The sequence below is a fragment of the Streptomyces sp. NBC_00885 genome (assembly GCF_045207475.1).
Lineage (GTDB): Bacteria > Actinomycetota > Actinomycetes > Streptomycetales > Streptomycetaceae > Streptomyces.
The window spans coordinates 586,432-608,630 of the sequence record NZ_CP108796.1; the positions used below are offsets into that span (position 1 = coordinate 586,432).

The 22,199-nt window shown below is 70.9% G+C and carries 23 protein-coding genes; 6 read left to right on the forward strand and 17 right to left on the reverse strand.

Features of this window, described 5'->3' with window-relative positions:
• Positions 1-9: 9 nt before the first annotated feature.
• The 3 genes from OHA61_RS02800 to OHA61_RS02810 form a co-directional block, all read right to left on the reverse strand.
• Entirely contained in the window at positions 10-1,602 is a 1,593-nt protein-coding gene (locus tag OHA61_RS02800; RefSeq protein ID WP_406301513.1) for an acyl-CoA carboxylase subunit beta, read from the reverse strand.
• Between the two features lie 95 nt (positions 1,603-1,697).
• Complete coding sequence (locus tag OHA61_RS02805) at positions 1,698-1,907, reverse strand: acyl-CoA carboxylase subunit epsilon (protein ID WP_406301514.1); 210 nt, start codon at positions 1,905-1,907, stop codon at positions 1,698-1,700.
• A gap of 168 nt (positions 1,908-2,075) precedes the next feature.
• On the reverse strand, positions 2,076-2,756 hold the full coding sequence (locus OHA61_RS02810) for a ScbR family autoregulator-binding transcription factor (protein WP_405604596.1): 681 nt from the start codon (positions 2,754-2,756) through the stop codon (positions 2,076-2,078).
• A 436-nt stretch (positions 2,757-3,192) separates the two neighbouring features.
• Here OHA61_RS02810 and OHA61_RS02815 point away from each other — a divergent pair, with 436 nt between their 5' ends.
• Positions 3,193-5,007: an acyl-CoA dehydrogenase gene (locus OHA61_RS02815; protein WP_406301515.1), complete on the forward strand. Its 1,815-nt coding sequence runs from the start codon at positions 3,193-3,195 to the stop codon at positions 5,005-5,007.
• Between the two features lie 62 nt (positions 5,008-5,069).
• On the opposite strand, the gene OHA61_RS02820 is transcribed toward OHA61_RS02815, so the two are convergent.
• The 3 genes from OHA61_RS02820 to OHA61_RS02830 form a co-directional block, all read right to left on the reverse strand.
• Complete coding sequence (locus OHA61_RS02820) at positions 5,070-6,131, reverse strand: methyltransferase (RefSeq protein ID WP_406301516.1); 1,062 nt, start codon at positions 6,129-6,131, stop codon at positions 5,070-5,072.
• Between the two features lie 100 nt (positions 6,132-6,231).
• Positions 6,232-6,816: a TIGR03086 family metal-binding protein gene (locus OHA61_RS02825; RefSeq protein WP_406301517.1), complete on the reverse strand. Its 585-nt coding sequence runs from the start codon at positions 6,814-6,816 to the stop codon at positions 6,232-6,234.
• A 118-nt stretch (positions 6,817-6,934) separates the two neighbouring features.
• Positions 6,935-7,735: an alpha/beta fold hydrolase gene (locus OHA61_RS02830; RefSeq protein WP_406301518.1), complete on the reverse strand. Its 801-nt coding sequence runs from the start codon at positions 7,733-7,735 to the stop codon at positions 6,935-6,937.
• Between the two features lie 138 nt (positions 7,736-7,873).
• On the opposite strand from OHA61_RS02830, the gene OHA61_RS02835 reads away from it, so the two are divergent.
• On the forward strand, positions 7,874-9,097 hold the full coding sequence (locus OHA61_RS02835) for a 4-hydroxybenzoate 3-monooxygenase (protein ID WP_406301519.1): 1,224 nt from the start codon (positions 7,874-7,876) through the stop codon (positions 9,095-9,097).
• 118 nt (positions 9,098-9,215) lie between these two features.
• Positions 9,216-10,571, forward strand: a complete 1,356-nt coding sequence (locus OHA61_RS02840) for a S1 family peptidase (RefSeq protein WP_406301520.1) — start codon at positions 9,216-9,218, stop codon at positions 10,569-10,571.
• A 62-nt stretch (positions 10,572-10,633) separates the two neighbouring features.
• Here the strand turns inward: OHA61_RS02840 and OHA61_RS02845 are convergent, their stop codons facing one another.
• Positions 10,634-11,188, reverse strand: coding sequence for a hypothetical protein (locus OHA61_RS02845; protein ID WP_406301521.1), 555 nt, complete (start codon positions 11,186-11,188; stop codon positions 10,634-10,636).
• 74 nt (positions 11,189-11,262) lie between these two features.
• Positions 11,263-11,604 carry a hypothetical protein gene (locus tag OHA61_RS02850; protein WP_324978267.1) on the reverse strand — a complete coding sequence of 114 codons (342 nt, stop codon included), beginning with the start codon at positions 11,602-11,604 and terminating at the stop codon, positions 11,263-11,265.
• A gap of 195 nt (positions 11,605-11,799) precedes the next feature.
• On the opposite strand from OHA61_RS02850, the gene OHA61_RS02855 reads away from it, so the two are divergent.
• A complete protein-coding gene (locus tag OHA61_RS02855) occupies positions 11,800-11,970 on the forward strand; it encodes a hypothetical protein (protein WP_406301522.1) in 171 nt (56 codons plus the stop codon).
• Positions 11,971-12,050: 80 nt separating this feature from the next.
• Here the strand turns inward: OHA61_RS02855 and OHA61_RS02860 are convergent, their stop codons facing one another.
• From OHA61_RS02860 to OHA61_RS02895, 8 genes are all read right to left on the reverse strand, one after another.
• A complete protein-coding gene (locus OHA61_RS02860; RefSeq protein WP_406301523.1) occupies positions 12,051-13,928 on the reverse strand; it encodes a GMC family oxidoreductase N-terminal domain-containing protein in 1,878 nt (625 codons plus the stop codon).
• Positions 13,925-15,331 (reverse strand): hypothetical protein, encoded by a 1,407-nt coding sequence (locus OHA61_RS02865; protein ID WP_406301524.1) that lies wholly within the window; start codon positions 15,329-15,331, stop codon positions 13,925-13,927. The genes OHA61_RS02860 and OHA61_RS02865 overlap by 4 nt, the downstream gene beginning before the upstream one ends.
• On the reverse strand, positions 15,328-16,014 hold the full coding sequence (locus OHA61_RS02870; RefSeq protein WP_324978258.1) for an FCD domain-containing protein: 687 nt from the start codon (positions 16,012-16,014) through the stop codon (positions 15,328-15,330). The genes OHA61_RS02865 and OHA61_RS02870 overlap by 4 nt, the downstream gene beginning before the upstream one ends.
• A 274-nt stretch (positions 16,015-16,288) precedes the next feature.
• Positions 16,289-16,516, reverse strand: a complete 228-nt coding sequence (locus OHA61_RS02875; RefSeq protein ID WP_406301525.1) for a hypothetical protein — start codon at positions 16,514-16,516, stop codon at positions 16,289-16,291.
• Complete coding sequence (locus tag OHA61_RS02880; protein ID WP_324978254.1) at positions 16,513-16,926, reverse strand: hypothetical protein; 414 nt, start codon at positions 16,924-16,926, stop codon at positions 16,513-16,515. The genes OHA61_RS02875 and OHA61_RS02880 overlap by 4 nt, the downstream gene beginning before the upstream one ends.
• Before the next feature lie 55 nt (positions 16,927-16,981).
• Positions 16,982-18,469: a sensor histidine kinase gene (locus OHA61_RS02885; RefSeq protein WP_406301526.1), complete on the reverse strand. Its 1,488-nt coding sequence runs from the start codon at positions 18,467-18,469 to the stop codon at positions 16,982-16,984.
• Positions 18,466-19,176, reverse strand: a complete 711-nt coding sequence (locus OHA61_RS02890) for a response regulator transcription factor (protein WP_406301527.1) — start codon at positions 19,174-19,176, stop codon at positions 18,466-18,468. The genes OHA61_RS02885 and OHA61_RS02890 overlap by 4 nt, the downstream gene beginning before the upstream one ends.
• 184 nt (positions 19,177-19,360) lie before the next feature.
• On the reverse strand, positions 19,361-19,933 hold the full coding sequence (locus OHA61_RS02895; protein WP_406301528.1) for a TIGR03086 family metal-binding protein: 573 nt from the start codon (positions 19,931-19,933) through the stop codon (positions 19,361-19,363).
• Between the two features lie 98 nt (positions 19,934-20,031).
• On the opposite strand from OHA61_RS02895, the gene OHA61_RS02900 reads away from it, so the two are divergent.
• Together OHA61_RS02900 and OHA61_RS02905 are read left to right on the forward strand one after the other, a co-directional pair.
• On the forward strand, positions 20,032-20,355 hold the full coding sequence (locus OHA61_RS02900) for a metalloregulator ArsR/SmtB family transcription factor (RefSeq protein ID WP_328666250.1): 324 nt from the start codon (positions 20,032-20,034) through the stop codon (positions 20,353-20,355).
• Positions 20,352-20,789: an SRPBCC domain-containing protein gene (locus OHA61_RS02905; RefSeq protein ID WP_406301529.1), complete on the forward strand. Its 438-nt coding sequence runs from the start codon at positions 20,352-20,354 to the stop codon at positions 20,787-20,789. Before OHA61_RS02900 ends, OHA61_RS02905 begins: the two co-directional genes overlap by 4 nt.
• An 18-nt stretch (positions 20,790-20,807) precedes the next feature.
• Here the strand turns inward: OHA61_RS02905 and OHA61_RS02910 are convergent, their stop codons facing one another.
• The gene (locus OHA61_RS02910; protein ID WP_406301530.1) at positions 20,808-22,046 is read right to left on the reverse strand and encodes a heparan-alpha-glucosaminide N-acetyltransferase domain-containing protein; all 1,239 of its coding nucleotides are present in this window, start codon (positions 22,044-22,046) and stop codon (positions 20,808-20,810) included.
• Positions 22,047-22,199: the final 153 nt, after the last annotated feature.

Below are 22,199 nucleotides of genomic sequence, written 5' to 3' on the forward strand. Positions count from 1 at the left end.
ACTGCTCCGTCACTGCGGGGGGTTGCCGTGTTTGCGGGAGGGCAGGTCGGCGTGCTTGGTGCGGAGCATGGCCAGGGATGCGATCAGCACCCCGCGGGTCTCGGCCGGGTCGATGACGTCGTCGACCAGACCGCGCTCGGCGGCGTAGTACGGGTGCATCAGCTCGGCCTTGTACTCCTTGACCATGCGCACCCGCATCGCCTCGGGGTCCTCGGCATCGGCGATCTGCCGGCGGAAGATGACATTGGCGGCACCCTCGGCGCCCATCACCGCGATCTCATTGGTCGGCCACGCGTAGGTCAGGTCCGCACCGATGGACTGGCTGTCCATCACGATGTACGCACCCCCGTACGCCTTGCGCAGGATCAGCGAGATCCGCGGCACGGTGGCATTGCAGTACGCATACAGCAGCTTCGCGCCGTGCCGGATGATCCCGCCGTGCTCCTGGTCCACACCCGGCAGGAACCCCGGCACGTCCAGCAGCGTCACGATCGGGATGTTGAACGCATCGCACATCTGCACAAACCGGGCCGCCTTCTCCGACGCCTCGATGTCCAGCACCCCGGCCAGCGACTGCGGCTGGTTGGCCACAATCCCCACCACCTGCCCGTCCAGCCGGGCCAGCGCACAGATGATGTTGCGGGCCCACCGCTCATGGATCTCCAGATAGTCGCCGTCGTCGACGAGCTCCTCGATCACCTTGTGCATGTCATAGGGCCGGTTACCGTCGGCGGGGACCAGATCCAGCAGCGCCTCACCACGCCGCTCGGCCGGATCGTCCGAAGCCACCACCGGCGGATTCTCCCGGTTGTTCGACGGCAGCATCGCCAGCAGATACCGCACCTCGGCGATGCACGTCTCCTCGTCGTCGTAGGCGAAGTGCGCCACCCCCGACGTCTCGGCGTGCACATCCGCACCGCCCAGCCCGTTCTGCGAGATCTCCTCACCCGTCACCGCCTTGACCACATCCGGCCCGGTGATGAACATCTGCGAGGTCTCCCGCACCATGAACACAAAATCCGTCAACGCCGGGCTGTAGGCCGCACCGCCCGCACACGGGCCCAGCATCACCGAAATCTGCGGGATCACCCCCGACGCACGGGTATTGCGCTGAAAGATCCCGCCATACCCGGCCAGCGCCGAGACACCCTCCTGGATCCGCGCCCCCGCACCGTCGTTCAGCGACACCAGCGGCGCACCCGCCGAAATCGCCATGTCCATAATCTTGTGGATCTTCGTCGCGTGCGCCTCCCCCAACGCCCCGCCGAAGATCCGGAAATCATGCGCGTACACAAACACCGTGCGGCCCTCGACCGTGCCCCACCCGGTGATCACACCATCCGTGTACGGCTTCTTCGCCTCCAGACCGAACCCCGTCGCCCGATGCCGGCGCAACTGCTCGACCTCATGGAACGACCCCTCATCCAGCAACAGCCCGATCCGCTCCCGCGCCGTCAGCTTGCCCTTCGCATGCTGCGCCTCGGTCGCCCTCTCACTCGGCCCACGACGGGCCTCCTCACGAAGGGCATGCAGCTCGGCCACACGTCCGCGGGCAGGGACCGCCTCCACGCGGACCGGGGCGGTGTCACTCAGCAGCGTCACAACGGGTCCTTTCCTTGGCGCAGGTGCGTCCGGTCCGGATGCACCCAACATAACAAACCGCTTGTGCGGTTTGCCTAGTCCGGTCGACTGGCGGCTCACTGCCAGCTGTGCGGAGCGCGGTAGGCCGCCAGGCCCTCCCATCGCCTCCGGTCGGCAGCGGGCGGCCGCCCCTCGGCGCACTCCACTTGCGCCTTCTGCCCCGCGAGCACCGACAGCAACACCACGGTGACGGCAGCCAGTTCGTCCGCCTCGGCATGCCCGCGCTCGACGCGCACCACGTGATCAGCTCCACCTTCAGCGTTCACAGCGGCCTCCCCTCCTCACCCGCCACGGTCGGCGGCGATGCTCAAGGAGGGCTCGGATCCGGCTCGAGAACCGGTCCAAGACCCGTCTCGGCGGCAGGGAGGCACCGGGCACAACAGAGAACTCCGCCGGCCGCGAGGTGCTGCGGAGTTCTCCGAATGGGGACGGCGCTACGCGGGCGAGGTCGCTTCCTTCTCCTTGCGCAGCTTCATGGCCTCCTCGTACACCTTGGCCGCCCGGCCAGGGGAGAAGTCCAGCCGCACCAGCACGCCCGGAACCGCGATCGCGGCCATCAGGTGCCGGTAGAGCTCCGCCACGCGCTCCAGCATGTCCTCGTGCCGGGTCATGATGCTCGACAGCACCTGCACCCCGGTGAACGCCCCGACGAACATCGTCGCGATGGTGTCCAGGTCGGTGTGGGGAAGGAGCTCGCCGTCCGCCTTCGCCTGCTCGAAGAGGCTCAGGCTGTGGTCGGTCCAGGCCTGCATCGGCACCCGCCGGTCCAGGCCGTCCTTGGACGAACCCTGCTCCACGGTGAGCCGCACGCTGCCCCGCACGATCGGCTCGCGCTCCTTGAGCAGGTAGGACAGCAGCAGAGCCTCGTCGACCGCCCGCTGCAGGCTCAGGTCCCTGGGAGGCAACTCAGGGAGTGCGCCGAGCTGTTCACCCAGCACCTCCTGGGCCAGCTCCTTCTTGGAGGCGTAGTGGAAGTACAGCGCTCCCTTGGTCACTCCGGATCTCTTGAGGATCTCGGAGATCGTCGCTGCTTCGTATCCGACCTCATCGAACACCTCGGCCGCCGCGACCAGGATCGTCTGCCGCGTTCGAGTGGCTCGTTCTTGGCGCGCCACGCTACACCTCCGTACCCCCCGTCATACCCGGACATGACGGATGTCCCCGCGTCGGCCACCGGCCGACGAGAGGCGCGCTGAGCAGGCGGGCAACCTGCCTGCCTGCGCTTGCCGTTCGCACGTCCCGCCACCGGACGGCGCGGACGCCGTCCACCCGCCCATGCTCCGGCAGGGGTGCGAACTATCCCCACAATAAAACCAAGCGTCCGGTTTTTCAAGGCGTCCCGGACGGTCGCCTTCCGGTCATACAGGGCCCAACAGCGCATAGTTGACCTGCGACTTCCCTGGATTCCTTGCAAAAAACCGGTTGGGCCGTATCTTTATGGGCCATTGAACTTCCTTCCCTGACTCGACGTCTCTGCGGAGAGGTCCCATGACCCTGCTGACGTTCCAGAAGGATGACCATCCCCAGACCGCGGGGAGACCACTCCCGCGTATGGGGTCCGAAACCGCCGCCCCGGCCACGGCCGCCGCCGAACTGGCGCATCTGCTCTTCGACCGGGAGGACCGGGACCGCGTCCACGGCACCTGGCGCGCGCTCATCGCCGGCGAGGAGTTCCGTTACCGCCCGGGGCTGTCCGAAGAACAGCGCATCGCCCGCTCCTACGCCCGGCTCCGCCTGCTCAACGGTGCCCTCGACAGTCCCGAGGCGCTCGCGGGCGACCCCAGCCGTCTGGCCAGCCTGCACGAGTGGACGGGGGTGGTGGACGCGGCGCTGGGAACGGTGGCGGGGATCCACTACAACCTGTTCCTGGGCAGCCTCCTCGACCACGACCCCGAACGCCGCCGCAACTTGTCGGAGTTCACATCCATGCAGCGCACAGGAACGTTTCTGTGCACGGAGCTCGATCACGGCAACGATGTCGCGGGCCTGGAGACAATCGCAGCCCTCGACCGTGCCTCCGGCGGCTTCGTACTGCACACGCCCACCCCCGGTGCACAGAAGTTCATGCCGAACACCAGCATGATCGGGGGCCCGAAAAGCGCGGTGGTGGCCGCGCGGCTCCTCATCGACGGCGAGGACCAGGGCGTCTGCCTGTTCCTGACGCCGCTGAGCGATGAGCACGGCCCGCTGCCCGGGGTCCGGATCCGGATGCTGCCCGAGCGCACCGGCGTCCCGCTGGACCACTGCCTCACCTCGTTCGACCACGTGCGCCTCCCCCGCGAGGCGCTGATGGAGGCGGATCACGGGCACTTGGACCACGACGGCCTCGTCACCGGCAGCCTCGGCAGTCGGCGAAGGCGCTTTCTGCGCTCGATCGGCCGCGTCACCGTGGGCAAACTCTGCCTCAGTGCCAAGGGCGTCGGCGTCTCGCGGGCGGCCCTGGCCATCGCGGTGCGCTATGCGCACCACCGCCACATCAGCGGGCCGAGGGCGGGCGAGCGGGTGCCGCTGGCCGCCCACCGGAGCCATCACGGCCGGCTGCTGTACGCGCTGTCCAAGGCGTACGCGATGACCTTTCTGCACCGTACGGTCGTCTCCCAGTGGTCCCAGCACACCCCCGAGAACCGGGCCGAGGCCGAGCGGCTGACCGCCATCGCCAAGGGCTGGATCACCTGGCAGGCCCGCGACATCACCCTCGAGTGCCGCGAACGCTGCGGCGCCCAGGGCCTGTTCCCCGCCAACGGCCTTGCCGACTTCCCGCTGAACCTGGAGAGCTCGATCACGGCGGAGGGCGACAACCTGGTGGTCTGGGTCAAGGCCGCGTCCGAGATGGTCTTCGGCCACCAGACCACCCGGCCCGGCTCCCATCACCATTCCGGAACGGCCGAACAGGCCCTCAACGACCTCGGTTTCCTGCGGGCTCTGCTCGCCGACGTCGAAGGCATATGGCAGTTACGGGCGCGGGCCGCCGTACGCAGGGCCCCGGCGAAAAGCCCGCTGAACCGGTGGAACGCCGCGTCCTCGGCCGGCCTTGAGATGGTCTCCACCCATGCCAGCCTGAACGCCGCCGACGCCTTCATCGCCGCCGCCGCCCGGGCCACCGACCCCACCGCGGCACACCTGCTCCACGGGCTGTGCAGGCTGTTCCTGCTACGCCAGTTGTGCGCGCACACGGGTGACCTGCTCGCCGAAGGCGCCCTGAACAACCATCATGTCCGCGCCTGGTCGAACGCCATGGAGGAGGCCATCGCCGACCTGGCCCCCCACATGATGACCCTCGTCGACGCGTTCGACCTGCCCGGCGAATTCCTGTCCGCCATCCCCATCGCCAGCGGCGGCTATCTCGACCGTGTCATGGACGACTGACGGCCCCCGCCTCGCCCCGGCTCCCTCCGGGGCGGGGCGGCCCGTTCAGCGCGCAGCCCCGTTCAGCCGGCGGCAGCCCGCGCGGCTTCGATGACGGCGGCGTGCGGCGAGACCGGCAGCACCCGCGTCACCGTGAGACCCGCACGGTCGAGCAGCGCCTCGTACTCGTCCCTGGTACGCCCCTTGCCGTTCAGCACGGTCATCATCATCGCGTCGATGCTCTTGCCGGGATGGGGGGCGTTCCCTTGCGGTATCAGCGCGTTGACGACCAGCAGCCGTGCGTGGCCGGCCATGGCGCGGCGGCATTCGGCAAGAATGCGCACCGCCTCCTCGTCGGGCCAGCTGGCCAGGACATGTTTGAGGAGGTAGACGTCGCCGTCGGCAGGCACCGCGTCGAAGAAGCTGCCCGCCACCGCGCTCCAGCGCCCGGCCAGCCCCGGATCGTCCAGCACATGATCGGCGACCACCGAGGGCAGGTCGAACAGCACACCTGTCAGCCCCGGATGGCGCCGCAGCACGGCCCGCAGCAGCCCGCCACGCCCGCCGCCCACATCGACGACATGCCCGGTGCGACCGCCGGCGGCCGAGAAGTCGTAGGCGCGGGCGACATCGTCGCTCAGCGTGTCCGAGAACGCCGCCATGCTGGCGTTGAAGCGCGCAGCCAGTGCCGGATCGGCCGCGAGATAGTCGTAGAACGGGACGCCGAAGAGGTCCTCGAAGACCGTGCCGCCGGTGCGTACCGCTTCATGAAGCCGGCCGGCGGGCCGCCAGAAGATGTCCTCGCCCCGCATCAGGACGAAGTCCCGCAGGGAGCGAGGCGCATCACAGCGCAGGGGATCCGCGAGCGGCGTCAGATGAAAACGCCCCGCGCCGTCCTCGCGGAAGACCCCCTTCGTCGCCAGATACCGCAGCACCCGCTGCAGACTCGCTCCGTCCACACCGGCCGACTCGGCCAGCTCGCCGCACGTACGGGGGCCTCCGGCGAGAAGATCCGCGATACGGAAGCGGGCCGCGGCCTGCAGCGCCGCCGAGTACACATACCCCACGGCCAGTTCGAACAGCTCGCCGGAGAGATCCTCCTCCGCAGCCGCCTCGCCCGAAGCCTCGACACGAACAGCACCCATCGGCCCACACCCCTCCGCCCCACAGACTCGGCTCGTGGCGCCAGCCTCGATCACCGCCGTCGGGGCCCACTCGAACCACGCTCAAGGAACGCTGGTGGGCTCAGCGGGGGTCGCGTCCGATCATGCCGAGCAGCCGGTCCTGCAGTGGGGCGTCCTTGGGGACCGGCACCTCCGGACCGAAGACCTTCACGCCGGGACCGAAGGCTTCGGGCGTGCGCAGCTTCTCCAGCACGTCGTCCTCAATGGCCGAGGTCGACGACCACATCCGCTCGACGTCCGCCGGGTCCATCCGGTCGTCCTGCCCGGTGGCCCGGGCGAGGTCCCACCCGTGGAGCACCATGTCATCGCTGATGACCTGGTCGATCTGCTGCTCGACCGTCATACGGCCGGTGGGCGTGTCGCACTGCGTCCCGGCGCTCTCGGGGTCGTCGAGCACGGCCTGGATGTCGGCGCGTGCGGAGGTGAAAGCGCCCAGCGGGTCGTCCTCCAGGCGGGGCGCGGGGCTGAGGGAGCGGCCCAGGGGGCGCAGCATCACGCCATGCATGTCGATGATGTGGCCAACCACGTCCCGGGCCGTCCAGTCCTCGCACGGTGACGGGCTTTCCCACTGGCCGGACTCCACGGCGGCAACCTTCCGCTCGAAGGCGTCGGCGTGGCGGCGGTAGCGGTCGGCGATCGCGTTCATGTTTCCCTCTCGTTCCCACAGCGCTGATGACGTGCCATGGGTACGACTCCGGCCGTGGCCACAACTCATCGGTCAACAGCGTCCACGTTCTGCAGGGGCGCTCAGCGCTCCCCGGTCCTCAGCCGAGGATGACCTGGGCGAGGAGTTCGGCGACCCGTGCGGGCTGATCCGTCATCACCATGTGGGTCGCGTCGGGAATGGTGACCATCGTGACACGGGGGCTTGCCTCCAGCGCGGCGCGCTCGTCGTCGGTCAGCCCGATCTCGTCGCGATCCCCTCGTACGACCCAGGCCTGCGCGCCCGAGTCACGCAGCCGCGGGACCAGCGAACCGTGGTGGTCCAGATAGTCGAAGTAGTGGCGGACGCTCCGGCGGCAGTAGGCCGCGTCGTTTTTCTTCAGCTCGGCGACCAGCGCCTCACGGCGGGGTGGGGGCAGCATGCCCGACAGTGCGCGCGGTGCCACCCACACCATGGCGGACCAGGCCAGGGCCCCGATGCCGGGCAACCGCCCGAGGCGGTCGACGACGGCGAGCACCTTGGACTCGTCCGGCCGCGAAAACGTCGGAGAGAGCAGCACGATGCGGCCGGCGAAGTGCCCGCCGGCCGCCATCTCAAGGGCGATGTTGGCACCGAAGCTGTGGCCGACGACGACACCGCAGCCCCGCTCGGCGGCGAAGGCGCCGGCAAGCGCCGCGTAGTTCTCCATGCTGAGGTTCTGCGGGGCGGGAGTGCCCGCCATGCCCGGGACCGTCGCGGCCACCAGCCGCACCGGCGCGGTGGCGAGCGACGGTTCCGCGACCATGTCGTCGTAGAACGCGCCACTGCAGAGCCCGCCGGGCAGCAGCAGCACGCGGTGCGCGGCATCGGCGGGCCCCGACTCGCGGATGTCCCACGCGTTGAACTCCTCGGCACTGCTCACGGTCGGACCTCCGTCTTGCGCCTGCGGGCGGCCCCAGTGTGGCGGGCGGACCGGAGCGGCACGACGCCCCTGAGCCGAACGCGGCATGTCCCCCAGATCGAAGCCCGGCCACATACACGCCGCCGCCATAATGCCCGGATGACTGCCGCCGCGTCGCCTTTCTCCTCCGCCTCCTTACAGCGCACCCGCGTCGTCGTCGTGGGCGCGGGACCCGCCGGGCTCACCGTCGCCAACATCCTGCGCGCCGCCTCCGTCGACTGCGTACTACTGGAAACGGAGAGCAGAGAGTTCATCGAACAGCGCCCCCGCGCCGGCTTCATCGAGGAGTGGGCGGTACGCGCCCTCGAACGGCGCGGCCTGGCCGACCGGCTGCTGGAACAGGCGCAGGCGCACGGCGAGTGCGAATTCCGGTTCGCGGGTGAGCGCCACAGATTCCGGTACGGCGAGCTGTCGGGACACCGTCACTTCGTCTATCCGCAACAGCTGTTGGTGACGGATCTGGTCCGCACCTACGCGGACGAGGCGGGTGGCGACATCCGCTTCGGCGTACGCAACGTGGAACTGCACGCCGTCGATTCGGACCGGCCCTCGGTGGCGTACACGGACCCGGACACGGGCGAACGCCTGCGCATCGACTGCGATGTCGTCGCGGGCTGCGACGGCGCGCGCGGCGTGACGCGCAGCTGCGTGCCGCCGGAGCGCGCCACCGTCGCCCGGCACGACTACGGCATCGGCTGGCTCGCGCTCCTCGCCGAGGCGCCGCCCTCCTCGGACTGCGTCGTCTTCGGCGTACATCCGCGCGGCTTCGCCGCCCATATGGCCCGAAGTCCCCAGGTCACCCGCTACTACCTCGAGTGCCCACCCGGCGACGACCCGGAGAACTGGCCGCACGAGCGCGTGGGGTCCGAACTCCACCACCGGCTGTCCGCGGACGGCGCCGGGCCGCTCACGGAGGGGCCGCTGATCGAGAAGCGCGTGCTGGACATGCACAACTACGTCGTGGAGCCCATGGCGTACGGGCGGCTGTACCTGGCCGGCGACTCTGCCCACCTCGCGGCGCCGATCGCCGCGAAAGGCATGAACCTCGCCCTGAACGATGCGCTGTTGCTCGGCGACGCGATCGCCGCGTACTGCCACAAGGGTGACGACAGCGCGCTGCGCGGCTATTCGGAGGCATGCCTGCGACGCGTGTGGCAGTACCAGGAGTTCTCGGGGTGGCTCTCGGAGGTGCTGCACGCGGCCTCCTCGGGCGACCGCTTCCGGGCGGGCTCCGCGGCTGCCCGGCTGCGGCGGATCCTCGGTTCACCGGCCGCCGCGGCCGCATTCGCCGAGCTGTACATCGGCAAGGACGCCGACTACTGACTTCCGGTGGCCGCGCGGTGAACCGGGCGGCATCGCGCCACGTATGAGAGGAGGGCTCCCGACGTCCGGGGCCCGCGGCGTTCACAGCGCCGTCCCGGAACGACTGAGGGGCCAGGAGATGACGCACGCACGACGCAGGCTGCAGCGGTTCGCGCGGCTGGCGGCAGTCGGCGGACTGCTCTGCGGCGGGCTCATGATCACCGACGCCGTGGCGGGCGAAGGCTCCACCCCGAGAGGGGGCCCGGGCAGCACCTCCGAGAACAACGGCCTGGGGGCACGTCTCGTGTCCGAGCTCGGCATGTCCCGTACCGCCGGAAGCTGGATCGGCGACGACGGCCGACAGGTCGTCGCGGTGACCGACGCGGAGGCGGCGGCCGAGGTCGAGCGGGCCGGGGCGCGCGCCAAAGTCGTCCGGCACAGCATGAGCCGGCTCCGCTCGGCCACCCAGACCCTGAGCGAAGCCCCCCGGGTGCCCGGCACCGCATGGGCCGTGGACTACGCGTCCAACAAGGTCGTGGTGCAGGCCGACAGCACCGTCTCGGCCGGCGACTGGTCGCGCATGTCCGGCGTCGCCGAGGACATCGGCGGCTTCGTACAGATGCAGCGCACCACAGGCACCTTCACCACCAGGGTCAACGGCGCCGAGCCGATACTCGCCCCCAACGGCCGCTGCTCCGCGGGCTTCAACGTGACCAACGGACGTGACAACTTCATACTGACGGCCGGCCACTGCGGCCCGGTCGGCACCACCTGGTTCAAGGACAAGCGAGGCACCCAGCCGCTCGGCGCCACCACCACCAGCAACTTCCCCGGCACCGACTTCTCGCTCGTCCAGTACCGCAACGGCGAGACGCCCGGCGGAGCCAACGTCGTGAACGTCGGTGGCGGCAAAGGGGTCCAGATCACCGGCTCAGCCGATCCCGCCGTCGGCCAGCAGGTCTTCCGCAGCGGGAGCACCACGGGACTGCGCTCCGGCCGCGTGACCGGGTTGAACGCGACGGTCAACTACCCCGAAGGCACGGTCAGCGGCCTGATCGAGACGACGGTCTGCGCCGAGCCCGGGGACAGCGGGGGCCCGCTGTTCGCCGAGGGGCTGGCGCTCGGGGTGACCTCGGGCGGCAGCGGCGACTGCGGCACCGGAGGGACCACGTTCTTCCAGCCCCTGACCAAGGCGATGGCGGCCCTCGGGGTGAACCTGACCGGCGGCACCGCTCCCGCCCAGGGCAGTGGCGCGAGCCAGGCTCCCCTCAACCCCGCGGCACTGCCGCCGGCTCCGGCGGGCGCCGGTACACCGCCCGGGCCGGGGCAGGCGAGCGGTCCGACAACGGTCACCGCATTCTTCGGCCCCCGGGCACTCGCGCCGGGACTCGTCGTCCTGGCGGTGAGCCTCATAGGGCTGATCGCCACCCGCTCGATCTGGTCGGCCCAGGATCGCCGCCGCTACCGTACGCACTACTCGCAGAGCTGGAGCTGACCCGCAGAGAGCTGACCCGCAGCCAGGGCGGGGCGGCAGAGAGGGCGGGGCGGTGGCTGCGGCTACCAGTCCTTCTCGACACCGCCCATTTTCGCGCTGATCAGGACGCTCACGTGGCCCTTGTCGTCGTACACGTCCTGACGCCACTTGGCGAAGGCACCGGCCATGCGCTGCATGTCCTTGTCCGAGCTGTGGGCGACCTCCATCCACACCTGCGCCTCGTTGGTGTCCCCCACCTTGCGGATGATGACCTTGACCGCCAGCGGGCCGAGCACGTCGTCGGTCCTGTCGCTGTTCGACGCGAGGTGGCCGCGGAAGTCCGCCTTGGCGTCGTACCAGCCCGCCATCTCCTCCTCCGAGGTGATCACCGGCTCACCGTCGTCGGTCGTCAGGTCGGGCTGCGCCGTTCCGGACTCGTCGGTCGTCTCATCGGTGGTCTCGTCGGTCGTCACATCGGTGCCGCCCTCGACCGCTCCCGACTGTCCCTGTACGGAACCGTCGGCCACCACCGTGCCCGGCTGCTGCTTCTCCTGTCCGCACGACACCAGCACCCCGCAGCAGAGCAGTGCCACCACCGTCACGGCACCGGCCCGGCGCACACCTCGACCCGTCGTCATCTGGACTCTCCCCCGTCGCTTGTTGTTCCCCGCTGTCCAGATGCATGCGGCGACGGTTCCGTTCCACTCGGGTCTCAGTGGACGAGGGTGTAGCTGCCCCACGGCTCGGTGTCGGGCGGGATGTTGTCGGTGAGGGTCGTCGCAAGATACGTCGTCGTGTCCCCGGAGCAGTCGTCGTTGGGATACAGGATCATGTCCACGAGCGTGTTGTTGACGACCTCGACAGCCCCGGCGGGCCCGAAGCGGTGGCAGCCCTCGACCAAGGGGTTGCTCACGGTCACCACGCTCTCCCTCTCGGTTGCGTAGGAAACTGTGCCGACGGCGTTGCGGCCGAGGTCGGAGCAGCCCGCGACGGCGATGGTCAGGAGCGCTGCCCCGGCGGCAACGCCGAGGCGCCGGTGATCGGTCACGGCCATGGGCGGTCCTCGTCTGTGCGGAAGAGCCTGGAGGGTCCCTGAAGGGTCCTGGTGGAGGCCACCTTGCCGGGTTCGCCGCCGGGCGGCATCCGGTGCGCGCCGGCCGGGCTACAGCGCAGCCACGCACTGAGTATGCGGGGTAACCCGTGACGTCGCGGGGCTCCGGCCGTTGACCACGGTATGAAGAAGCGAAGCATGGCCGCTGTTGCGTCCCTCGTCACCGGTGTCGTTGCCTCCCTCATCACCCCGTCCCCCAGCGCTCACGCCGACACGCTCGGTGAGTCCCTGGGGCTTCCGATCGCCGCTCCGACTGTCGCGGACGGTTCACTCGAAGGTGTTGACGAAATCGTCCCTGCGGCCGAATAGCCGAGTCACCCCGACCGGCAGAGGTGCGCGACAGTGGCGGGCCGCATTCGTCTGCGGCCCGCCACTGTCGGCGCACCGGGTCAGCGCCGCTGAACCACCGGGCGGGGACGGTCCGGGCTCCGTGCCCCCTCCACCTGGCCCTCGGTGACTGCCAGTGCCGCGGCCATGATGCTCAGCTGCGGATTGACCTCCGGGCAGCCCGGCAGCACCGCCGCGTCGGCGATCAGCACCCCGTGCACTCCGCGCAGCCGCCCGGCGGGGTCGGCCGGGAAGCGCTGGGCGTCGGCACCGGCGGCGACCGTACCGGTGGGGTGGTACGCGGACAGGTGCAGACTGCGCGGGCCCACGCGCCCGAGGATTTCCTCCAGTTCGGGCAGGGAACGGGCGCGGGGCGCGACGGGGATGCCGGTGAGAACCTCCTCCGCGCCCGCCGCGAACAGGAGTTGGCCCATCGCGCGCACGGCGAGCATCAGGCGGTCACCGTCGCGCGGGTCCAGGTCGTAGCGGAGCAGGGTGCGTTCACGGCCCAGTACCCGGCCCGAGGGGCGGTCGGCGATCATCGCGCCGAGGGTGGCGAGCCGGTCGGCGCTCTCCAGTTCGCGCCGCAACTCGCCTCCCAGCCCCGGCAGTACGAAGGAACCCATGCCCGGCGGGGTCGCGGTGGCCTCGATCAGTACGCCTTGGTCGTGCAGCTCCTCCACGCCGACGCTCTGCAGCACCCCCTCCCAGGCGGTCACCGGCTCGGCGAAGCGCCCCGCGACGCTGGTCGCCGGATGGACGCTGAGGTTGCGGCCGAGCCGTGGGTGGCTGCCCAGGCCCGAACGGCGAAGCAGGGGCGGGGACTGCAGGGCGCCCGCGGCGACGACGATCAGGGGCGCGAGGATCTCGAACTCGCCCCCGTCCTCCCGTCCTGCGAGCACACCCGTCGCGCGGGGCCCGCCCGGACGGTCGGGGTCCACGAGGACACGCCGGGCCCGCGCGCCCGTGACGATGCGGGCTCCCGCGGCGCAGGCGTCGGGCAGGACCGACAGTTGCACGCTCTGTTTGGCGCCGGTGGGGCAGCCCACCACGCACTGGCAGGAGCCCTTGCAGCCGGTCGCGTTGCGGCGCAGGGGCGCGGCCTGCCAGCCGAGGCGTTCGGCTCCGGCGAGTGCGAGCCGGCCGTTGTTGCCGAGGACGTCCATCGGCTGGGTGGCCACGTTGAGGGTGCGTTCGACCTCGTCGAGGTACGGGCCGAAGCGTTCGGCGGGCGAGAAGCCGAAGTCGCCCGTCCAGCGTGCCAGCACATGGTCCGGAGTGCGGTAGCAGGTCCCGGAGTTGACGACGGTCGTGCCGCCGACCGCGCGGCCCACCGGAAGCAGCAGGGGCGGATTGCCCAAGGCGACGGTCGCCCCGCCGTCCCGGTAGAGCTCGGCGAACCGGTCGAGCGGGGTGCGCCGCCCGAAGGACGCCGTGGAGTGGTGGCGGCCCTCCTCCAGTACGACGACGCGGAGACCGGCCCGGGCCAGGGTCCGGGCCGCCATGGCGCCACCCGCGCCGGAGCCGATGACCACGGCGTCCGCGGTGGACCGGGCCCGCCACTCGCGCGACGGGGTGCAGTCGAGCGGCGGATCCTCGCGCGTCAACCCCTGGGGGCGTACGCCGTGTTCGAGCATCCGCTCGGTCCCGGCGGCCAGCAGAACGGGCACCTTGAGCACGTCGAGGAGGGGCAGCAGCGCGGGGCGGGCGCCGAGCGAGCCGAGCACCCTCTCCCGCTCCGCGGGGGTGAGGCCGGACAGCCCCCTGCCGGTGCGAGCAAGGGCATACGCGTCGAGCGCACGCGCCGCCGCCCGGACCCCGGCCCGCGTCGGCGCGGGCATCGAGCCCATCACGGCCTCCAGCCGGCCGGGAACCCGTGCGGGCCACTCGGCGGTGCCGTCGTCGGCGATGAGCGCGGCCACCAGGCCGTTGAGACTCATCGCGTGCCCACCTCGGCGTGTGCGGTGCCGTCCAGGGTCCACTCGGCCTCGGTGCGCCAGCTGCCCCACCAGCGTTCCAACAGGACATGCGCATCAGCACGTTCGCTGTTGCGGCAGGTCGCGTGGCTGCCGTCCGGATCGGTGTAGTCGAGCGCGAGCGTGCGCTCCTCGGGCTGGGTGACCTCGACGCGGATACGGCGCAGGCCCGCACGGCCGGTCGCCGTCCAGGTCGGCAGGCCGATGGCGCAGCGGAACCGCCCCAACCCGGCCCAGCCCACTGCCGTACGCTCCGCCCTGCGCGGCCAGGTCGCCCCGCCTCGGCGCAGTCGCAGGAACACCATCGGCGGCAGGCGGCGAAGCCCCGGCCGGGTGGAGACCGCGGCGACGATCTCCAGCACGTCTCCCCCGCCGAGATCCGCGTGCAGCCAGGCCCAGCGGCGGGCGTTGCCGTGGCCGTAGATCCGGGCGGAGGCTCCGGGCGCGCCGGCCGGTGTCAGGGTCGAGTTCTCGTACGAGAACGTCCCGCCGTACGAGGCGCGCGCGGCGGGAAGCATCTGGGCCGCGGGCAGCAGGGGGCGGCGCCAGGACCAGCGGGGGAAGGTGAACAGCGGGGCGTCGGTGGTCTGTTCGGTCAGGTCCCAGCGCAGTGCGCCCGCCGAGCCGGACAGCCGGCCGGGCACGGCCGAGACGCCGTCCGCGGTGAAGCCGTCGCCGCTTCCGGCCCACTTCTCGGGGCCGAAGCGGGCGTGCCGTACCGGACCGTCCTTGGGGAAGACCGCGGCCCATCCGTGCGCGAACGCCTCGGATCCGTCGGCGGGCGCGGTGAGTTCGTGATGCAGCCACAGTCCCGTGCCGGTGGCCGGGTCGGTCAGCGTGGTGTACCAGACCTCGGTACGGCCCGGCTCACCGTTCCAGCGCGGCGCCAGGTGCGTACGCGCGTCCTGGCGCCGCGGGAAGCGGAAACTGGTGAGGAAGGGCACGAGCCCCGTCGTGACCGGGAAGCGCAGCGTGCCTTCGCCTATCGCGGTGCCGTTCTCATACACCGTGAAGGGCAGCACGGTCATCGACGCGAGCGGCCTGCGCGGGGTCACGGACTTCCAGCCGTCGAGGGTGAGACGGCGGTCACCGGTCGTGAAGGAGATCCGGTAGCGGATACGCCGCCGGGCCAGCGGCGAGATCTCCAACTCGCCCTCGGTACAAGGGTCGTCGGCCCATCCGGCGATGCGTATCCGTCCGGTGACCCGCGCCTCGGTCGTGCCACGGGGCCGCAGAACGCGATCCGCCGCGGCCCTCAGGTCGAGCCGTACTGCCCGGGCCCGGTCCTCCCCGTCGAGGGTGACCGTGCCGAGCATGGTCTCCCGGAAGACGGTCCCCCGCGTTCCCCCAGCTGTCCGTGTACTCATGCGAGGCCCTCCAGCATGATCCGCTCGGTCGCGGTCAGATACGCCTGCGCGGCACGGCGCGCGCCGCTCTCGTCGCCCGCCACGACGGCTTCGACCACCGGTTCCAGCCTGGCGTGCGCGGCGACGGGGTCGGTGAACGGACCCACGAGGGCGGCCCGCACCGGCAGATAGGCATTGAAGAGGGTGTTGGTCAGCAGCACATAGACGCGGTTCCCGGTGGCCCGGGCCAGCGCGCGGTGCACCTCGATGTCGGCGAGCTGCACGGCATCCCCGCCCTCGGCCGCCCGCACGGCCGCCAACAGGGAGCGCAGCTCGGCCCGGTGCTCCGCGGTGGAACGGGCGGCGGCCCGCTCGGCGATCAACGCACCGACGCTGCGCCGCACTTCGAAGATCTCGCCGATCCAGTCCGGACTGTGCCGTACGAGCATGGGCAGCAGATCGGCGCCGCCGACCCGCGCGTAGTCGCGCACGCGGGTGCCCACGCCGTGCCGTGTTTCCAGCAACCCGGCCTGGACGAGACGGCCGAAGGCGTGCTTGAGGGTGGTACGGGTGACGCCGTACCCATCGGCGAGCTGTCTCTCCGGAGGCAGATAGCTGCCTGCGGGGTGGCGCCCGTCGAGGATGTCCTCGCGCAGCCGCGTCTCCAGGACATCGACGATGGTCTCGCGGGGCAGCGCCTCCATACGGATCCTCCTGCTTGACTCAGTGGCTCAGTGGATGAGCCACTCAACCAGCGCTGGAGAGAGAAGTCAATGCGTCAATCGCCATGCTGCCCGTGGCTGTTACGGCGTTCTGCCTCGGCAGCGAGTGTGCCGGCCCGGGCCATCAGGCATAGGCGCAGGAGCTGGTGCTCCTCCCGGCGCCTCGGCAGCCGGCTCGCGCGGCCTGCTGACGAAGCGCCGGGCGGCACCGGTCCGGCCACTGCGGACGGGTGGCAGGTTCAGGCCCGGCGGAGTCTCAGTCGTCCTCACCCGCCGCCGACTCCGCCGCGGCCGCCGCCGATTCGGCCGCATCCACCAGTTTCCGCATCTCCGCAAGATCCGACGGGCTCGTCGTCGCCGTGCCGTCGCTCGCGCCGCCGCCCTTGTCGTCGCCGCCCCGTCCGCATCCCGCGACGCCGCCGAGAACCGTGAGGACGACGAGTGCGGACAGGGCCGCCCTTCCGGTGCGTCGGCGTGCCGTCACTTCCCGCTCCCGTTGTTGTTCGCCTTGCACCAGGTCTTCACCGCGGCCAGGTCCTTCTGCCGCTTCTCCAGCGTGGGGACGAGCGAACGCCGGAAGGTGAGCTTGTCGTTGAGGTAGGTCTCGATCTCGGTGTGGCCCGCCTTCCTGGCGTTCTCGACCCGCTGCTCCAGCCTGCTGATCGACCCGCGCTGTGTCGCGTCGCCGCCCAGGCGGGTCAGAGCTCGCGCCAGTCGCTTCTCGATCTTCGGCACCCGCTTGCACAGTGCCTGCGCGCCGTCGCCGGTCGGCTCGGCGCCGGGCGACGGTGTCCCGGTGCCGGGTGTCCCCGCGTCGGCCGCGGCCGCGCCGGTCGCGGTGAGCAGGGCGGCCACGGCGGTGAGAGCCAGGGCAGCGGTCTTGGCGGTCCTCATGACGGTTACCTCCTGGAACGGGGCGCAAGGCCATGTGCCTGCGCGCAGCCAGAAGTTAGGGGCCCACTTTGTGGAAACCTTGTGGGTGCCGGGCCGTTGCGATCAGCCAGTCCCGATCGGCGGGCAGTGACGGTGCCCTCTCGCCCAGGACGGGGAGTCGGACCTCGAACCGGGTGCCCTCGCCCGTCGGCCCGTCGTGGACCTGGACGCGGCCACGGTGCAGCGCCGTCTGCTGAGCGACCAGGGTGAGGCCGAGCCCCGAGCCCGCGCTCTGCGGTCCGCGCTCGAAGCGGTGGAACACCGCGTCGCGCCGCGCGGCCGCGATGCCGGGTCCCCGGTCGTCCACCGTCAGCACCGCGACCGGTTCCGCCGGGTGCCCGCCCGCGCGCAGCCCGACCTCGATGCGGGCCCGCCCGTCGCCGCTGCGCCCATGGATCAGGGCATTGGCCAGGAGGTTGTCGACGATCGTCCGCAGCCCTGGCTCCCATCCGTACACGCTCGGACGCGGCATCACCGGCACACTGATCTCCGCCGTGGGGTGCCTGCGCCGGGCATCGGCGACCGAGGCGTCGATCACCTCCGCCAGGTCCACGGAACCGAAGGCCTCGGCCTCCACCAGGTCACCCCTACCGAGCTCGCGCAGCATCACCAGCAGGCCGAGCATCCGGGTGTGCTCGCTGTGCAGATCCTTCAGTACCTCGGTCCGGTCCTGCGTTCCGAGGTCGGGATGCTCGGTGAGGATGTCCAGGTTGGTCTGCATGCTCATCAGCGGCGTACGCAGTTCGTGCGCTGCGGCAGCCGCGAAGGACCGTGCGGTGGCGAGGGCGCCGGTGGTTCTGGCGGCCTGTTCGTCGTAGCGGGCCAGCACGGTCCCCAGGGTCCGGGCGAGGTCGTCGACCTCGGTGACCCCGGTCGGCGCGTGGTCGAGCCGTGCCGTGTCGGCCGTCGGGTCGAGTCCGCTGGTGCGTTGTTGCAGTCGGCGCAGCGGGCGGGCGGCGCGGGAGGCGACAGCCAGGCCGAGCAGTCCGGCCATCGGCGCGGCCAGCAGTGCCACGGTCACCACACGCCTGCGTACGAGGGCGAGTTGGTCCTGGCTCGCGGTGTCGGGAGAGAACAGCCACAGCGTTCCGTCGACGCCCGGTCGCGATCCCCGCACGCGAACCGACATGACCCGCCAGCTGTCGTCTCCCTCCTCGATCGTCACCGGCCTGGGCGCGCTGTCGGGGAGCGGTACGGACGTACGGGGCTGAGGCCCGCCCGAGACGGTTCCCTCGGGGCCGGTCAGCCGGATGCCGACGTCCAGGGCCGAGGCGTACAGCTGCCGCTCACGCGCCTGCTCGACCGCGGCGGGGCGGTCGGCGGCGGTGGCCCGCAGCAGTCGGCGGGCGTCCGCGGCGACGAGGGTCGCGCGCTCCCGCAGATGCGCGTCCTGCTGCGCGTGCAGGTCACGCGCGACGAGTTGGAGCAGCACCCAGCCGGCCGCCAGTACGAGTACCGGCACGGTGAAACCGACGGCGAGCGCTATGCGCGTGGAGAGTTTCATGTGCTCCGGCCCCTGTCTTCGCAGCGCAGGACGAAGCCCACTCCTCGTACGGTGTGGATGAGCCGGGCACGGCCGCCGGCCTCCAGCTTGCGCCTCAGATAGCTGACGAAGGTGTCGACGGCGTCGGTGCGCACGTCGAAGTCGTACCCCCATACGCGGTCGAGCAGTTGGTCCCTGGTGAGCACGATCCCCGCATTACGGGCGAGGGCCTCCAGCAGTTCGAACTCCCGGCGGGTCAGGGGCAGCGGCTCGCCGTCGAGCCGTGCTTCGCGGGCCGCGGGATCCAGTACGAGCGGACCGATACGCACCACGTCGGTGGCCCTGGGCGGTCGTCGGCGCAACAGCGCCTCCAGCCGCAGCACCAGTTCCTGCAGCGCGAAGGGTTTGACCAGGTAGTCGTCACCGCCGGCCTGCAGTCCGGCGATCCGGTCCGTCGTCTCGTCCAGTGCCGAGAGCATCAGTACGGGCACGTCGTTGTCGTCGTCGCGCAGTGTCCGGCACACCTGGATGCCGTCGAGATCCGGCATGGAGATGTCCAGCACGACGACATCGGTCGGCTGCTGCCGTACATGGGCGAGTGCGGGCCGTCCCCCTTCGGCCAGGGCCACGGCGAAACCGGCCAGCCTCAGTCCGCGCTGCAGCGAGCGCCGGATCGCCGGATCGTCGTCCACGACCAGCACCCGCCCGCGGCCGGTGTCCCCGTCCATCCGCTCCCCTCCCCCGCCTTCCGGCGTGGGCACCCGCCACGCCGTGGCCCCTTCCTATCGTGAATCAGCCACGGTGGCGCCCCCCGGTGGCCTGCGCTCCAGGTCACACGAGTCCTTGCCGATGGCGGAGCGACCCTTCACTCGTCGGTCGTCATGCCGCTGCTTGCGCCTCCTTGCCGGGCGGTCAGCCCGTCCACTCGGGATTTCTCCCGCTGGCACCGAGCGCTCGGTGGAAGGCGGGTGCGTCGGCGGGCACGGGGACGGGCGGGCCGTAGGAGCCCCTGATCCGGGCCTGCTCCGCGATCTGTTCGACCGCGCCGAGCGTGACCTGTCCGGCTTCCTCGCTGATGGTGAAGGACCGTCCGGTGGCCCGGGCCAGGTCCCAGCCGTGCAGGGCGAGTTCCTCCAGGGTGATCGTGGCGGCGAAGCCGGCAGGCATCTCGCCGGGGCCGAACTCGGTGGTGCCCTCGTACGCGCCGGGGTCGCCCCAGGCCGCGGCGGCCCGGTTCGCGGACTCGGCGACGGACGCCGGTGACATGTCCGTGGCGGCCGCCTCGTCGGGCTGTGGCTGCTTGTCGGCGGCTCGTACGGATGAGGTCAGGGTCCCGCCCAGGTGGTCGAGGAGCTCGGCGACGGTGAACTTCTCGCACGGGGTGCGCTCGCCGAGCTGGTCGCCGCGAATACCGGAGGCCGTGGCGGCGACCGCGTCTGCGCATTCGCGGATGGCGGTGGGCAGTGACTGCTGCTGCGTGTTCATGAGTCTCTCCAGTCCCGGGCGTCGTTCTTATTGCTTTAGTCGAGACTAAAATGACTTCGTCTCGAAGGCAAGCTGAAGCGGCGGCTAAAATGAACCCCATGGATGCGGTACGGGCGGTCGCCGAACCCAGACGGCGCGAGATCCTTCGGCTGGTCTGGGACGCCGAGCTGTCCGCGGGCGAGATCGCCGAGCGGTTCGACGTCACCTTCGGCGCGGTCTCCCAGCACCTCAAGGTGCTCAGGGACTCCGGCCTCGTTACGCTGCGCCAGGACGGCAGAAAACGCTTCTACAGGGCCGACCGCGAGGGCATGGGCCCGCTGGCCGACTACCTGCAGTCGATGTGGGCCACCAAGCTGGACGCCCTCGCCGAGCTGGCCGAAGCGGCCGAACGCGCCGAGAAGTCCGAGGAGGCAAGCCCGTGAGCACCGATCTGGTCACGCTGGAGCGGCGCATCGACGCCCGGCCCGAGACCGTCTTCTCCTTCTTCACCGACCCGAACAAATGGCTGTCCTGGATGGGCCAGGACGGCGAGTTCAGCTTCCGGCCCGGCGGCGCCTACCGCACCACCGTCACCGGCCAGAACATCGCAGAGGGCCACTTCGTCGAGGTCGACCCGCCCAAACGCCTCGTCTTCACCTGGGGCTGGGTGGACAACGACCTCGGCGTCCCGCCCGGCTCGACGACCGTCGAAATCACCCTCGAACCCGACGCCGAGGGCACGCTGCTCCGCCTGGTCCACCGTGACCTGCCCTCCCCGCAGGCCCGCGCGGCCCACAAGGACGGCTGGATCCACTACACCGACCGGCTCGCCACCCTCGCGGAGGGCGGCAACCCCGGCCCCGACACCTGGACGTGACGCGGCGCAGAGCCGTCGTCATCCGCGCAGGGTCAATGCCTCCTTGGGCGCACTGCTCTCGGGAGCGGGTGCCTTCGGGGTCGGCGTGATCGCATGAAGGGCCCATTCCAGCGGCCCGCGCCTGAGCGAGGTGCCGCGGAAGGTGTACGCCCAGAGGACACACCCCACCAGCGAGATCCCGCAGAAGGCGCCCAGAGCCTGCCAGCCGTGCTGCGGCTGCAGCTCGGCCCGCGCGAGGACGTGAAGCGCGTACACCGACAGGCCCATCGTCCCGACGACGGCCAGCGGGCGCAGGAGCAGTTCGAGCACCTGAAGGCGGCAGGCGGCCACTGCGAGGCCGATGAGGAGCCAGCTGACGCCGATGTTGGCCAGGGTCTCGAAGGGCGTCTGGCTGTAGGGATCGTCGACCAGCAGCCAGGCCCAGGAGGTGCTGGGTATCGCCCCGGCCTGTCGGGCAAGCACGGCCTGTACCGGATCGGGGGCGTTCATCGCGAAGGCGTGGCTGCGGGCTATGGCATCCAGCAGCGCCGCGCGCCCGCCGGCCGGCCCAAGAGCCAGCGCGGACAGGCCGTGCCCGGCCACCACGGTCACCGCTCCCCAGCCGATGAGCCGACGGGCTGTTCCGGGCCGGGTCAGGTTCACCACCCGGCCCAGCGCCATGCCGACGATGACGTAAGGAAAGTAGGTGAGCCAGGGGTAGGCGCCGGACACGAGCAGCGTGTCGAGCGCCTCAGTGAATCCGGACCAGCCGGTGACCGCCTCGAATCCGGGGTAGCGGCCGCGTCCGGCGGCGCGGTGTCCCAGGTACGGACCCAGCCAGTACGACAGGACCGGACCCAGCACCACGGAGACCGCGGCGACCGCGATCAGTGAACGGGTGCGCAGACGGGCCAGCGGTTCCGCTGTCAGGAAGTACAACGCGAAGAACGTGAGGATCACCGCGATCCCCGACCTGAGCTCCGTCAGCGCCATGCCGAGCACCGCGAGCACGGCGCAGCGTACGAGGGTGGCGCGCAGCGTGCCGGTCAGCGCTGGACGGGGCTCGGTGCCGCCCCGGGAGAGGGTCAGCGACAGTCCCGCGATCAGGGTGAAGATGCCGGGCGCACGACCGTCGAACGCGACCAGTAGGTAACCCGCACCTTCGGGCTTCACCGGGGGTCCGATGTGCGCGGCGAACATAGCGAACACGGCGATGGCGCGGACCAAGTCCACGCTGACCAGCCGCCTGTTGGCCGGGGTTGCGTTAGGTTCCTGCATTCTTGCTGCCCGCTCCTGCGTCTGTTCGTATCAACGGGCGGCCCTTCAGGGACGGTCTGCGACCGATGCCGACTGAATGTCTGTGCGCCCATGCGGTCGTTAGGAGGACGAGACGGCTGTTCAGGTTGCCTGCTACTGCGGCCGGAGTTGCGG